Below are 13,144 nucleotides of genomic sequence, written 5' to 3' on the forward strand. Positions count from 1 at the left end.
CGGGTACCCGGGCCAGGACCCACCCACCCCATGTCCCGGAGGCAGTCCATGCCCGAGTACGGCTATTTCCTCTCGTGCGAGCAGTACGGTCCCGCTGAGCTGATCGAGCAGGCGCGGATGGCCGAGCAGGCCGGATTCCAGGCGCTGTGGATCTCGGACCACTACCACCCGTGGAACGACGAGCAGGGACAGAGCCCCTTCGTGTGGTCGGTGATCGGCGCGCTGTCCGAGGCCGTGTCCCTGCCGGTCGAGACGGCGGTGACCTGCCCCACCGTGCGCATCCACCCGGCGGTGGTGGCCCAGGCGGCGGCGACCAGCGCGGTGATGACCGAGGGCCGCTTCCGGCTCGGCGTCGGCACCGGCGAGGCGCTCAACGAGCACATCCTCGGCGACGCGTGGCCGGCCGCGCACGTGCGTCTGGAGATGCTGGAGGAGGCCATCCTCGTCATGCGCCGGCTGCTGACCGGTGAGGAGGTCAACCACCACGGCACGCACTACACGGTGGAGAACGCCCGCCTCTACACGGTCCCCGACGAGCCCGTGCCGATCGACATCTCCGGCTTCGGTCCGGCGGCCACCAAGCTGGCGTCCCGGGTGGGCGACGGCTACATCACGATGATGCCGGACGCCTCGATGGTGGAGCAGTACCGCAAGGGCGGGGGCGGCGGCAAGCTGGTCAGCGGCGGCACGAAGGTCTGTTACGACACCGACCGGGACGCGGCGGTACGGACCGTGCACCGGCTGTGGGCCAACGAGCAGCTGCCGGGCGAGCTGGCCCAGGTGCTGCCCTCGCCGAAGCACTTCGAGCAGGCGCAGACGCTGGTCACCGAGGACATGGTGCGCGAGAACCGGGTGTGCGGCGAGGACGTGGACGAGCACGTCGCGGAGCTGAGGAAGTTCGCCGACGCCGGGTTCGACCGCGTCTACGTCAACCAGATCGGCCCCGACATGCGCGGCTTCTTCGACTTCTACCGCACGAAGGTGCTGCCGCAGCTGCGGGAGAGCACCTGATCCGCGGCTCCTCGTCCGCGCACGGCCGCGCCCCCGGACCGTCCGTCCGGGGGCGCGGCCGTTCCCGTGGGTCCGGTCAGGCGCCGCGGTGCGGTCGCTCGGGGCCGGCGTCGTCCCGGCGCGGCGCGGCGGTGTCGGTGCCGGTGCCGGTGCCGGTGTGCGTGCCGCCCGGTGCGGGGGCGGTGGGCGGCATGGGCGGGTACGGCACGCCGAGTCCGTTCGGCGGCGCGGCGGGGGTGTGGCCGCCGGCGGTGTGTTCGTGGCCGGCGGTGTGCCCGGAGCCCGGGGCGGCCCCCGGCCCCGACGCGTGCGGCCGTGCGGCGCCGCGCAGCAGACAGGCCGCGACGCCCAGGAGGGCGGCGGTGATCAGTGCGGCGGCCCAGTCGGGCAGGCCGACGGCGAGGGCGAGGCCCACGGTGAGCGCGAGGGCCGCGCCCGCGTACAGCGCGGCGGCACCGGAGGCGGCGTAGAGCGTGGCCTTGCGGCGCTGCTTCCGCGTCTGCTCGCGCAGCTCGTCGCGCACGGTCTCGCGTGCCACCTGAGCCAGTTCGTCGACCAGTTGCTTGTCCAGGTGTTCCAAGTGATCCATGCGGTCCATGCCTTGCGGGTACCCGGGGACGGCGGGTCCATGGGGCCCGCGCCGGGCAGCGGCCAACTAGGCTCGTCCGTATGGACATTCTGGGAGCCACACTGCGTATCTGTGTCGACGACCTGGACAAGGCGATCCCCTTCTACGAAGGTCTGGCCGGCGGCCCGGCGCTGCGCTTCGAGCGCGGTGGCGTCGAGGTCGCCGCGATCGGCTGCTTCCTGCTGATGAGCGGCCCCGAGTCCCAGCTCGAGGTGCTGCGCAAGGTGGCGGCGACGATCGCCGTGACGGACGTCGAGGAGACCCACCGGGTCCTGACCGAGCTGGGCGCGGACGTCATCGCGGGTCCGGTGGCCACGCCCGCGGGCCGCAACCTGATCGCCCGTCACCCGGACGGGGCGGTGTACGAGTACGTGGACCGGCGCGCGTAGGGTCCGCGCGCCGGAGTGACCGCCGGCCGGCCGGGGGCTCAGCCTCCGTCCGGCCGCATCCGGAAGTCGTGGCGGGCCGGGAGCGGCTCGTCGGTGAGCCGGGCCCAGAGCCGGCCGATGCTCTCGTCGCCCTCCCGCAGGTCGGCGACCTCGAAGCCCTCGTCGTAGACGGCCCGGGCCTCGGCGCTCCGGCCCTCGGCGTACAGCAGCTGTGCCTCGGTCAGCCGGAACCGGCCGCGGGTGCGGACCGCCTCGGGCAGCCGCTCCCACACGGCACGGGCGTCCCCCGTGCGTCCGGTCGCGAGCAGCGCCTCGATCGCCTCGCGTCCGAGCGCGGCGGTCGCCGCCCGCCACCGTTCGCCGTCGTCCTCCCGGCCCTCTTCGCGTCGCCGCGCGCACAGGTCGTCGAAGGCGTCGGCGTACCGGTCGGCGGCCCGTTCGGGGTGACCGCCCTCCCGGTCGGCCAGCGCGAGGCAGCGCAGCAGCGGCCAGCGGTCGGTGGCGCCCTGCAGGCCGCGCTCCCAACTGCGTTCCGCCTGCGCCAGGTCACCGGCGTGCCACTGGGCGATGCCGAGGTGGTACTCGGTGTCCGGCGTGGCGGGCGCCGTCTCCAGCATGTCCCGCCAGGGCCGGGCGACCAGCGTCTGCCCCGGCGGCCGGTGTCCGTCGGGCGCAGGGAGGTATCCGGCGCGCAGCAGGTGCAGCCAGGGTTCCTCGTCGTCGCCGAGGGTGCTCTCCTCGAAGGGCGTGCCGGGCAGCTTCCAGCCCGTGCGCAGCACCTCGAGCGCGCCCCAGCCCGAACCGGTGGCGAGGCGCTCGCCGGGCTCGGCGTCGGCGTACGGCTGCCAGGCCGCGTACGCGGCGTCCACGTCGGCGCGCGGCAGCGCGTGCTCCAGCCGTTCCTCCGCCCCGCGCAGCACCGCGTGCCACTCGCCCCCGGGCTCCGCGTCGAGCGGCCCGTACGCCTCCAGCTAGGACACCTCGCTCTCGGCCTCCAGTTTCACGTGCTCCAGCTGGGTGCGGGCGAGTCCGGCCTGGATCTCGCAGTAGCCGCCCGTGCCGGGTTCGGTGAGCCACTCCTGCCAACGCCGGCCACCGGGTCCCGAGCCCCACACGAAGAGCTTGCGGCCGCGCAGGACGTCGGTCGAGGTCTGCGCGAGCCCGTGCCCGTCCTCGTCGACCGCGGCGATCCAGCGGCGCCGGCCGTCGGGCACCTCGTAGAAGTAGTCGGCGGCGTAGGTGCTGTTGAGCGGGTACGTGCGGTCGGCGCCGTCGTACGACGGGACCGGGACGCGCCGCAGCCGGCGCTCGTAGCCGATGGGGGTACCTCCCACGCCTTCAAGGCAGTGGGGGAGCCAGGCCTCGTCGGCGGGGGCGAGGACGCGGCGGTCCTCGGGGACGGCGATGTTGGACCACCAGTACGTCGGCACCGGGCGCTCGTGCGGGTTGCGGATCCGGACGCCGACGCGGAGGAAGTCCGAGCCCTCGGGCAGCCACAGGTCGACCTGGAAGGGCAGGTCGCGCAGCCGCTCCCACTCCCACAGGCGCAGCATCTGCCCGCCGTCCGGTGCGGGCACCCGGGCGGCGTGCACGGGTGAGCAGGACAGGGTGGTGTGGCCGGTGGCGCCGATGTTCCATTCGATGCCGCCGGAGAACCAGGCGCCGTTGAGGGCGAAGTCGGCGGGCTGGAACACCGGGTTGACGTAGAGGAGTTCACGTTCCGTGGGCTTGTGGAAGAGGGAGGCGATCCGGCCGCCGAGGCCGGGCAGGACGGTGGCCCTCAGCCGGTCGTTCTCGATCACGAGCGCGTCCAGGGCGCGGGGCGAGCGGCTGCGTCCGTATCCGTCCCTGACGCTCACGGGCAGCAGGCTGCGCAGCGGCTCGTAGCCGACCTGGCGGGCCATGTCGCGGGGCAGGCCGGCCCGGTCCCGGTCGTCGATGCGGTGGGCCTCGTCCAGCGGGCGCAGCGGCGGCAGCGGGTTGTCCGGTCCCAGCGGCGCGGCGGGCAGCGTCAGTACCTCACGTCGGATCGTCGTCACGATTCCCCATGGAAGCCGCTCACCGGCGCGGTGAACAGGGGCGCCGCCGGTCGCGTTCGCGCGACGTGGCTCACGTTCAATTCGCTGGGCGCCGTGCCGGTGACGGCCTAATGTCGGACGGTCGGCGTATACGAAGGAGTGGCACGTGAGTGAGCAGCACACCTACCGGGTGATCGTCCGGGGCACCTGGGAGGCGCTGACGGAACAGGCGCGTGCCCGGCTGCTCGCCGAGGCCGCCGACCACGGGATGGCGAGCATGCGGTTCACCGAGGAGGGCTCGCTGTCGTACGAGCCGTCGCCGCTGAAGCACTTCTCGATGCGGTTCGTCGTGGTGTCGGACGCGGCGGACGGCGAGGAGATGGCGGGCGCGATCGCCGAGGACCGGGCGGAGACGGTGCTGCGCGGGCTCGGCTACGGGTTCGGCGACCTCAGGTCGACGGTCACCGACCTGGACACCATGAAGATCAACCGGAAGTCGCGGTCTCGACGGTGATCGCCCATCGCTGGTGGTCGCGCCAGGCCCCGTCGATGTAGAGCATCTTCGGCGAGAAGCCCTCCAGGTGGAAGCCGCAGGCGCGGGCCAGCGCGATGGAGGCGGCGTTGCCCGGCTGCACGTTGATCTCCAGTCGGTGCAGCCGCAGCGGCCCGAAGGCGTACCGCACGACGAGGTCCAGTCCCTCGCGCATCAGGCCGCGGCCCGCCGCGTGCGCGAAGGCGCCGTAGCCGAGGGCGCCGCTGAGGAAGCCGCCCCCGACGATGTTGTTGATGTTGACGAATCCGGCGATGCCGCCGCCGTCCCTCTCGCACACCAGGAACCCGGCCTTGGTCGGGTCCTCGATCAGCCGGGACGCGTAGGCGGCGTAGGCCTGCGCGCTGTCCGGCGGGAAGAGCCACGGGTGGTGCAGGTCCTTGCTCTCACGGACCCGGGCGGTGAATTCGGCACCGTCCTCGTACGTGAAGTGGCGTATGCCCACGCGGGGACCCTCGGCGAGGTGGCGGGGCGCGGTGTGCGGCATCCCGCCACTCTACGACGCACCCGGGCGGGCTGCCCGGTCAGCGCAGCGCCGGTTCGTCCAGCGTCAAGGTGCCCGCGTCCGCGTCGAGTTCCGCCGTCACTCCGAAGGGGACGGTCAGCGCCCCCGCGCAGTGGCCGAAGCCGAAGTCCTCGACGACCGGCACCCCGAGACCGGCGAGGCGGTCGGCCAGCATCGGGCGCAGCCGCTCGGCGGGCTCGCACTGCTCCCACGACCCGAGCAGCACCCCGGCGACGCCGTCGAGCCAGCCGGCGCGCAGCAGCTGGGTGAGGCAGCGGTCGAGGCGGTACGGCTCCTCCCCCACGTCCTCCAGGCACAGCAGCCCGCCGTGGGCGGAGGGCCGGGCGTGCGGGGTGCCGAGCTCGGCGGCGAGCAGGGCGAGGCAGCCGCCGAGGGTGACGCCCCGCGCGCGGCCGGGCACCATCGGCGTGCTGCCGTCGGAGGCGATGACGCGGACCGTCTCCGGGGCGAACAGGGTGGCCTTCAGGTGGTCCTGTGCCCGCGCGTTCTTGAGGAAGTCGATGCCCGCGGCCATCGGCCCGTGCAGCGTGACCAGGCCCAGCCGGCGGGCGAACGCCTCGTGCAACGAGGTGATGTCGCTGAAGCCGACGAACACCTTGGGTCCGGCCGCGCGCATTGCCTCCCAGTCGAGCAGGTCGATCATGCGCTGGACGCCGTACCCGCCGCGGGCGCACAGCACGGCGTCCACGGCCGGGTCGCACCAGGCGCTCTGGAGGTCGGCGGCGCGGTCGGCGTCGGTGCCGGCGAGGTAGTCGAAGGTGGCGTGCCGGTCCAGGACGTGCGGCGCCACGACGGGGTCGAGGTCCCAGCCGCGCAGCACGTCGAGGCCCGCCTGCAACCGCTCCTCGGGCACCGGTCCGCTGGGCGCGACGACGGCGACACGGGCGCCCGGTCCGAGCCGGGACGGACGCAGCAGGGGTTTCACTCGGTCAGCTCCAGGGTGGGGACGCCGGGCGACTCCAGCCCGAAGACCTGTGCGTAGAGGGAGAGTTCGGACTCCAGGGCGCGCACCATCGTCTCCGCCCGGCGGAAGCCGTGTCCCTCTCCCTCGAAGGCGATGTAGGCGTGCGGTACGCCGCGGCCCGCCATGCGGGTGAGGAACCGCTCGCACTGGACGGGCGGGCAGATCACGTCGTCGAGGCCCTGCAGCAGCAGGAACGGCGCGGTGACGCGGTCGGCGTGCTCGACGGGCGACCGCTCCGCGTATCGGTCCGGCACCTCGGCGAGGGGCCCGATCAGGCTGTCCAGGTACTGCGACTCGAAGTCGTGGGTCTCCCCCGTGCCCCAGCCGGTCAGGTCGAGGATCGGGTAGATGACCGTGCCGCAGGCGTAGACGTCGGTGGCGGTGAGCGACGCGGCCGCCGTCCAGCCGCCGGCACTGCCGCCCCTCACGGCGAGCCGTGCCCGGTCCGCGGCGCCCTCGTCGGCGAGGGCCAGGGCGACGGCCTCGCAGTCCTCCACGTCGACGACGCCCCACTGCTCGCGCAGCCGGTTGCGGTACTCCCGGCCGTGTCCCGTCGAGCCGCCGTAGTCGACCTCCGCGACGCCGATGCCGCGCGAGGTGAAGTAGGCGATCTCCAGGTCCAGTACCAGCGGCGACCGGCTGGTGGGGCCGCCGTGCGCCCAGATCACGTACGGCGGCAGTTCGCCGTCGGGGGCGGCGCAGGCGGGGTGGTGCGGCGGGTAGACGTGCGCGTGGATGTCGCGTCCGCCGGGGCCGGTGAAGGTGCGGATCTGCGGTTCGGGGTAGTGGGCGGGGTCCACGGCGTCGGCGTGCGGGGCACCGATCACGCGGGCCCGGCCGGTGCGCGTGTCCAGCTCCACCACCTCGTAGCCGCTGCGCGGACCGGCGCCGACGGACACCACCCGCTCACCGTGGGCGGCGAGGGTGGCCGCGAACTCGGTCCAGGGGCCGGCCGCGTCGACGACCTCGCCGGTCTCCGGGTCGAGTATGCCGAGGGCGGCGGCGCCGCGGCCGTGCAGGACGGCGATCAGGCCGCTGTCCAGCGGCGCGAACCAGCGCTGTCCGAGCTTCCACAGGGGCCCGCCGAACTCCTCCTCGCGGGTGCACAGCGGTCGCCCGTCGCGGTACAGGTTCCACCAGCCGGTGCGGTCCGAGGCGTACAGCAGGGCGCCGTCGGGGGCCCAGTCGGCCTGGGCGATCGACTCCTCGGGGCCGCCGGCGACGGTCCGGGCGTCCCGGAACGTGCCCTCGGGGCCGATGTCGGCGACGATCAGCTCGGTGCCGTCCCAGGGCATGCGCGGATGGTCCCAGGCGAGCCAGGCGGCGCGCCGCCCGTCGGGCGAGACGCGCGGGCCGGTGACGAACCGGTGCCGGTCGTCGCTGAGTTCGCGCACCGCTCCCCGGTCGTCGGCCGCCGATCCGTCCAGCGGCACCGCCGCCAGGACCCGGCGCACGTCGCTCGGTCCGTCTCCGGTGAACTCCTCCAGCACGCACCACACCTCGCCGCGTTCGGGGCGCGGTTGCGGTTCCGCCCAGCGCAGCCCGCCGCCCACCGGGGAGACGGGGGTCAGCGGACGCGGCTCGGCGCCGCCCGGCTCGTAGGCGTACAGCCGCTGGTCGGCAAAGTTCACGAAGACCACCAGCGGCCCGGCGGGGGCCGTGAGCGCGGCCCAGGGCCGGCCGCCGTACTCGATGACGCGGCTGCGCACGTTCCACGGCGCGGGCAGCACCGGTTCCTCGGTGCCGTCCGGGTACCGCCGGACCAGGGTGCGCCGGCCGCCCTCGGTGGGCCTGGGCGCCGTCCACCACACCTCGTCGCCGACGAAGCCCACGTCCTCGGGCCGCCCGTCGTGCGCGGCGGCGAGCGCCGCGTCGATCGGCGAGGGCCACGATCCGTACGCCAGAGTCTGCACTGACTCCCCCAACTTCTTCTCCAGAGCCTTGTCGAGCGGGCGCTAGGCGGTGCGCAGGAACCGGTCGAGGACGCGGACACCGAAGTGCAGTGCCTCGACGGGGACGCGTTCGTCGACGCCGTGGAAGAGGGCCTGGTAGTCGAAGCCCTCCGGCAGCCTCAGCGGCGCGAACCCGTAGCCGGTGATGCCGAGCCGCGAGAACTGCTTGGCGTCGGTGCCGCCGGACATGCAGTACGGCACGACGTGTCCCTCGGGGGCGAACTCCTCGACGGCTGCCCGCATCCTCGCGAACGTCGGCGAGTCCACCGGTGCCTGGAGGGCGACCTCGCGGTGGGCGAACTCCCAGTCCACGTCCGGCCCGGTGAGCCGGTCGAGGGTGTCGCGGAACTCGTCCTCGCAGCCGTACAGGAACCGCCCGTCGACGTGGGCGACCGCCTGGCCCGGGATGACGTTGAGCTTGTACCCGGCGTCCAGCATGGTCGGGTTGCTGCTGTTGCGGACGGTGGCCTCGACCAGCTTGGCGGCCGGTCCGAGCTTGTCCAGCAGGGCGTCGACGTCGTTCAGATCGGTGTCGATGCCGTACAGGGCGGCGAGTTCGGTGAGGGCGGCGCCGACGGTCGGGGTCAGCCGCAGCGGCCACTCGTGCTCGCCGATGCGGGTGACGGCCGCCGCGAGGCGGGTGACCGCGTTCTCCCGGTTCACCTTGGAGCCGTGTCCGGCCCGTCCGCGCGCGGTGAGCTTCAGCCAGCCGGTGCCGCGCTCGCCCGCGGCGATCGGGTAGATTTGCCGGCCGCCGCCGTCGTGGAAGGTGAACGCCCCGGACTCGCTGACGCCCTCGGTACAGCCCTCGAACAGCGCGGCGTGCCGGTCGGCGAGGAAGCCGGAGCCGTCCTCGGCGCTGGCCTCCTCGTCCGCGGTGAACGCGATCACCACGTCCCGCCGGGGCCGCACGCCCTGCCGGGCCCAGGTGCGGGCGACGGCGAGAATCATCGCGTCCATGTTCTTCATGTCGACCGCGCCGCGCCCCCAGACGACGCCGTCGCGGATCTCCCCGGAGAAGGGGTGCACGCTCCAGTCGCCGGCCTCGGCGGGCACCACGTCCAGGTGACCGTGGACGAGCAGCGCGTCGGCGGACGGGTCGGTGCCCTCGATGCGGGCCACGACGTTGGTGCGGCCCGGGGTCCGCTCCAGCAGCGTGGGCTCGATGCCGGCCTCGGCGAGCCGCTCGGCGGCGTACTCGGCGGCCGGCCGCTCCTGGCAGTCGCCGCCGCCCCGGTTGGTGGTGTCGATCCGGATGAGGTCGGAGGTGAACCGGACGACCTCGTCGAGCGCCTGCGCGTCGGTCCCCGTGTGCTCAGCCATACTGCTCCTCCACCGCCGCCGAGACGATCGTCGTGACCGCCTTGAACGTCCGGATCGCCTCGAACATCGTGTCGTGGGTGTACGCCACCTTCCGCTCCCCGACCTGCGCCACCCCGGGCACCACGGTCGAGGCCGCCGCCAGGTGCTCGGCGTCGAACTCCAGGGCGAGGGTGAACGGCCCGCCGGTCACCGGCTCGTGCCGCACCGCGAGCGCGGCGGCCTCCTTGGCCGCGGCCCGGATGTCGGCAGCGGTCCTGGCGGGTGTGCGGCACACGGCCGCGTAGCGCGACACATGGTCCTTGACCGCGACCTTCCGCGCCTCCGGCGCGTACCCGAGCGCGTCCTCGCAGGCCACGTCGTCGCCGGTGACCAGCACCACCGGCACCCCGTACTCGGCGACCACGTGGGCGTTGAGCAGGCCCTCACTGGCCCGTACGTCGTTCAGCCACACGCCGGTGAGCTGGTTGGCGAGGTAGGTGTGCGCGAGGACGCCCTCCATGCCGGCGCCGGCGTGGTAGCCGATGAAGGCGATGCCGTCCACGTCCCCGTGCTGCACGCCCTCGACCATGGACAGGGCCTTGTGCCGCCCGGTGAGCATCTCGGTCCGCTCGTCGAGCCGCTCCAGAAGCAGGTTGCGCATGCTCCAGTGCGCCTCGTTGACGAGCACCTCGTCGGCGCCGCCGTCGAAGAAGCCCTGCACGGCGGCGTTCACGTCCGAGGTGAACATCGACCGGCACCGCTCCCACTGCGGGGTCCCCGGCAGCACGTCGGCCGGCCAGGTGACTCCGGTGGCGCCCTCCATGTCGGCGCTGATGAGGATTTTCACGAATCGTGGTCCATTCGCAGGTCAGAGGCTTGCCGTGGGGCGGCGGGGATCTTCATGCCTCGAAACCGTACGCGCTGCCGGGCCGCCTCGGCCAGGCCTGTGGACAACTGTCGGTGGTCCGGACCACTGAACCCACCCCGTACGGCCCACGACCAGCCCTCCGGTCCGGTCGCCCTGTACCGAGTCGACGCCGGCACCACAGGAAGCAGCGCCGGGACCGGTCACGCCGTACGCACGAAGAGGGGCGCCGTCGTCGCGCCGGCACTGCCGCGCGAACCGCTCCGCCCGTGCCACGTCGGGTCCCAGGCGCCACGCCTCGGGCGGCAGTGTCTCGTCCTCCCCGACCAGGCCGTCCCATGCGGCCGGCCCCGGGTGGAGCGCCGTCAGCCGGGTCAGGAAGGCCACCAGCCGCGTCGCGCACTCGGCTGCGGACCCGGCCCGGGCGCCCCAGCGGGCCGGCACATGACTGAACTCGTGTGTCATCGCCGGGCAGGCTGTGTCAGGCCCCGCGCCGGCGATGCCCGTGGGTGTCAGTCCTCGTGCCCGAGCTGCAGGTCCCGTTCGGTGCGGCCGCCGCCCGCGACCTGGAGCACGGTGGCGACGGGCGGGTAGCCGGCGGCGATGACGGTGTACTCGCCGGACGACAGGTCGACGAAGCGGAAGGTGCCGTCGGGGCCGGTGGTCAGGGTGTCCACGACGTTCCCGGCCGCGTCGAGGAGCGTCACGCGCGCGTCCTCCACGGCCCGTCCGCCGCTGGCCCGCACGGTGCCGCGCAGGACGGCCCCGCCGGCCAGTTCGACGTCCTGCCGGGTCTCGCGGGCGGCCTGGACGCTGACCGGCAGGGCGGCCGGGCGGAAGGCGGGCGCGCTGGCGGCGAGGGTGTACTCGCCGGCCACCAGCTCGGTGATGACGTAACTGCCCTCGCGGGCGCTGCGGGTGGTGGCCACGACCTCGCCGTGGACGTTGGTGAGGGTGACGATCGCGTCCCGGACGGGGCTGCCGTCGGCGGTGACGACGCTGCCGGCCAGGCGACCGGCGCCGCCGAGGACCACGTCCAGCTCGACCGGGCGCTCGCCCACGGTCACGGAGACCGCCTGCGGCTGGTGACCACCGGCCGCGGCGATCAGGACGTACGACCCGGAGCCGGGCGTGGCCAGCGCGTACCGTCCGTCGTCGCCACTGGCGCCGCGGCCGATCTGCTGCCCGCCGACGTCGATCAGGGTGAGCGCGGCGCGGGGCACCACGGTGCCGTCGGGGTGCTGCACCGTGCCGCAGACGGCGATCCCGGCGGCGTAGGGCGAACGGGCCTGGGGGACGTGGGCGGTGGGCAGCGCGGTCTCGGGCTCGGTGACGGGGGCGTTGTGGGACACCAGTGGTTTCTCCTTGAGGAAGAAGGCGATGAGCAGGCCGAGGGCGAGTACCGGCACCAGGTACAGGAAGATGCGCGGCATGGCGTCGGCGTACGCCTGGATGTAGGCGTCGCGCAGCGCCGGGGGCAGGGTGTGGACGAGCTGCGGGGTGATGGACTCGGCGTCGGGCAGTCCGGTGCCCGCGCCGGCGGGAACGCGGTCGGCCAGGGCGTCGGTGAGCCGGCCCGCGAAGAGGGTGCCGAAGACGGCGGCGCCGACGCTGCCGCCGATCTGCCGGAAGTAGTTGTTGGCGCTGGTGGCGGTGCCGAGGTCGGCGGGGCGTACGGAGTTCTGCACGGCCAGGACCAGGACGGGCATCACCATGCCGATGCCGGCGCCGAGGACGGCCATCCAGATGCTGTAGTGCAGCCGGGGTGTGTCGACGTCGAGGCGGGAGAGCAGCCACATGCCGAGGACGGACAGCGCCCCGCCGAGGATGGGGTGGATCCGGTAGTGCCCGGTGCGGCTGATGAGCTGCCCGGAGATGATCGAGGCGCCGACGATGCCGCCCATCATGGGGAGCATCAGCAGGCCGGACTCGGTGGCGCTGGCGCCGTCGACCATCTGGAGGAAGGTCGGCAGGTAGCTCGCGGCGCCGAACAGGGCGACGCCGACGACGAGGCCGACCAGCGCGGTGACGTTGAAGACGGAGTCCCGGAACAGGCGCAGCGGGATCAGCGGTTCGGGTGCGAAGTGCTCGGCGATCAGGAAGAGGACGGTGGCCGCGACCGCGCCGGCGGCGAGGCCGAGGATGACCGTCGAGTCCCACGCGTACTCGGTGCCGCCCCAGCTGGTGAGCAGCACCAGGCAGGTGGAGGCGGTGGCGAGCAGCAGGGCGCCGAGGAAGTCCAGGCGGGGCTTGACGCGGGGCCGGGGCAGTTTCAGGACGACGGCGACGACGGCCATGGTGACGAGGCCGAAGGGCACGTTGATGTAGAAGCACCAGCGCCAGGAGAGGTGGTCGGTGAAGTAGCCGCCCAGCAGGGGCCCGGCGACCGAGGCGAGTCCGAAGGCGGCGCCGATCAGTCCCATGAACCGGCCGCGTTCCCTGGGCGGCACGATGTCGGCGATGATCGCCTGCACGCCGATCATCAGGCCGCCGGCGCCGACGCCCTGCACCGCGCGGAAGGCGATCAGCTGGTCCATGGTCTGCGCGCGCCCGGCGAGCGCCGAGCCGATGACGAAGACCAGGATGGCGAACTGGAAGACGCCCTTGCGGCCGAAGAGGTCGCCGAGCTTGCCGTAGATCGGCAGTCCGACGGTGGAGGTGAGCAGGTAGGCGGTGATCGCCCAGGACATCTTGTCCAGGCCGTGCAGCTCGCCGACGATCTTCGGCAGCGCCGTGGCGACGATCATCTGCTCCAGCGCGGCGAGCAGCAGGGCCAGCATCAGTCCGACGAAGACCAGCCGCACCCGGCGGGGGCTGAGCCCGGCGTCCCGGTCCGGCTCGGGAGCGGGGGCCTCGGGCGCCTCCGGGGGTGGCGCGGTGACCGGTTCGTCCTGCACCAGAGTGATCCCGCCCACGTACCGCTCCCCTCGTCGCACCTG

The 13,144-nt window shown here is 73.7% G+C and carries 10 protein-coding genes and 1 pseudogene; 3 read left to right on the forward strand and 8 right to left on the reverse strand.

The window, feature by feature from the left end; all coding sequences use genetic code 11:
- Positions 1-48: 48 nt before the first annotated feature.
- Complete coding sequence (locus tag ACIRG6_RS15355) at positions 49-1,011, forward strand: LLM class F420-dependent oxidoreductase (RefSeq protein WP_364677223.1); 963 nt, start codon at positions 49-51, stop codon at positions 1,009-1,011.
- A gap of 76 nt (positions 1,012-1,087) precedes the next feature.
- Here the strand turns inward: ACIRG6_RS15355 and ACIRG6_RS15360 are convergent, their stop codons facing one another.
- Positions 1,088-1,609, reverse strand: coding sequence for a phage holin family protein (locus ACIRG6_RS15360; protein ID WP_364823503.1), 522 nt, complete (start codon positions 1,607-1,609; stop codon positions 1,088-1,090).
- Positions 1,610-1,680: 71 nt separating this feature from the next.
- On the opposite strand from ACIRG6_RS15360, the gene ACIRG6_RS15365 reads away from it, so the two are divergent.
- Positions 1,681-2,028 (forward strand): VOC family protein, encoded by a 348-nt coding sequence (locus ACIRG6_RS15365; protein ID WP_318215201.1) that lies wholly within the window; start codon positions 1,681-1,683, stop codon positions 2,026-2,028.
- A 38-nt stretch (positions 2,029-2,066) separates the two neighbouring features.
- Here ACIRG6_RS15365 and ACIRG6_RS15370 read toward each other — a convergent pair.
- A pseudogene (locus tag ACIRG6_RS15370) lies at positions 2,067-4,067 on the reverse strand (DUF5107 domain-containing protein).
- A gap of 145 nt (positions 4,068-4,212) precedes the next feature.
- Here ACIRG6_RS15370 and ACIRG6_RS15375 point away from each other — a divergent pair.
- Positions 4,213-4,560, forward strand: coding sequence for a DUF6204 family protein (locus ACIRG6_RS15375; protein WP_318215199.1), 348 nt, complete (start codon positions 4,213-4,215; stop codon positions 4,558-4,560).
- Here ACIRG6_RS15375 and ACIRG6_RS15380 read toward each other — a convergent pair.
- The 6 genes from ACIRG6_RS15380 to ACIRG6_RS15405 form a co-directional block, all read right to left on the reverse strand.
- Entirely contained in the window at positions 4,532-5,083 is a 552-nt protein-coding gene (locus ACIRG6_RS15380; protein ID WP_318215198.1) for a GNAT family N-acetyltransferase, read from the reverse strand. The genes ACIRG6_RS15375 and ACIRG6_RS15380 overlap by 29 nt on opposite strands.
- Positions 5,084-5,120: 37 nt before the next feature.
- Positions 5,121-6,047 (reverse strand): S66 peptidase family protein, encoded by a 927-nt coding sequence (locus ACIRG6_RS15385; RefSeq protein ID WP_318215197.1) that lies wholly within the window; start codon positions 6,045-6,047, stop codon positions 5,121-5,123.
- A complete protein-coding gene (locus ACIRG6_RS15390) occupies positions 6,044-7,999 on the reverse strand; it encodes a S9 family peptidase (protein WP_403322917.1) in 1,956 nt (651 codons plus the stop codon). The genes ACIRG6_RS15385 and ACIRG6_RS15390 overlap by 4 nt, the downstream gene beginning before the upstream one ends.
- A gap of 42 nt (positions 8,000-8,041) precedes the next feature.
- Positions 8,042-9,361: a M20/M25/M40 family metallo-hydrolase gene (locus tag ACIRG6_RS15395; RefSeq protein WP_364682816.1), complete on the reverse strand. Its 1,320-nt coding sequence runs from the start codon at positions 9,359-9,361 to the stop codon at positions 8,042-8,044.
- Positions 9,354-10,187, reverse strand: coding sequence for a M55 family metallopeptidase (locus tag ACIRG6_RS15400; protein ID WP_318215194.1), 834 nt, complete (start codon positions 10,185-10,187; stop codon positions 9,354-9,356). Before ACIRG6_RS15400 ends, ACIRG6_RS15395 begins: the two co-directional genes overlap by 8 nt.
- A gap of 530 nt (positions 10,188-10,717) precedes the next feature.
- Positions 10,718-13,120 (reverse strand): MFS transporter, encoded by a 2,403-nt coding sequence (locus ACIRG6_RS15405; protein ID WP_364682820.1) that lies wholly within the window; start codon positions 13,118-13,120, stop codon positions 10,718-10,720.
- Positions 13,121-13,144: the final 24 nt, after the last annotated feature.

The organism is Streptomyces flaveolus, assembly GCF_044765825.1.
GTDB lineage: Bacteria > Actinomycetota > Actinomycetes > Streptomycetales > Streptomycetaceae > Streptomyces > Streptomyces flaveolus.

Coding starts and splice junctions, on each gene's coding strand:
- ACIRG6_RS15355 (WP_364677223.1), top strand. CDS start 49: ATGCCCGAGTACGGCTATTTCCTCTCGTGCGAGCAGTACGGTCCCGCT.
- ACIRG6_RS15360 (WP_364823503.1), bottom strand. CDS start 1,609: ATGGACCGCATGGATCACTTGGAACACCTGGACAAGCAACTGGTCGAC.
- ACIRG6_RS15365 (WP_318215201.1), top strand. CDS start 1,681: ATGGACATTCTGGGAGCCACACTGCGTATCTGTGTCGACGACCTGGAC.
- ACIRG6_RS15380 (WP_318215198.1), bottom strand. CDS start 5,083: ATGCCGCACACCGCGCCCCGCCACCTCGCCGAGGGTCCCCGCGTGGGC.
- ACIRG6_RS15395 (WP_364682816.1), bottom strand. CDS start 9,361: ATGGCTGAGCACACGGGGACCGACGCGCAGGCGCTCGACGAGGTCGTC.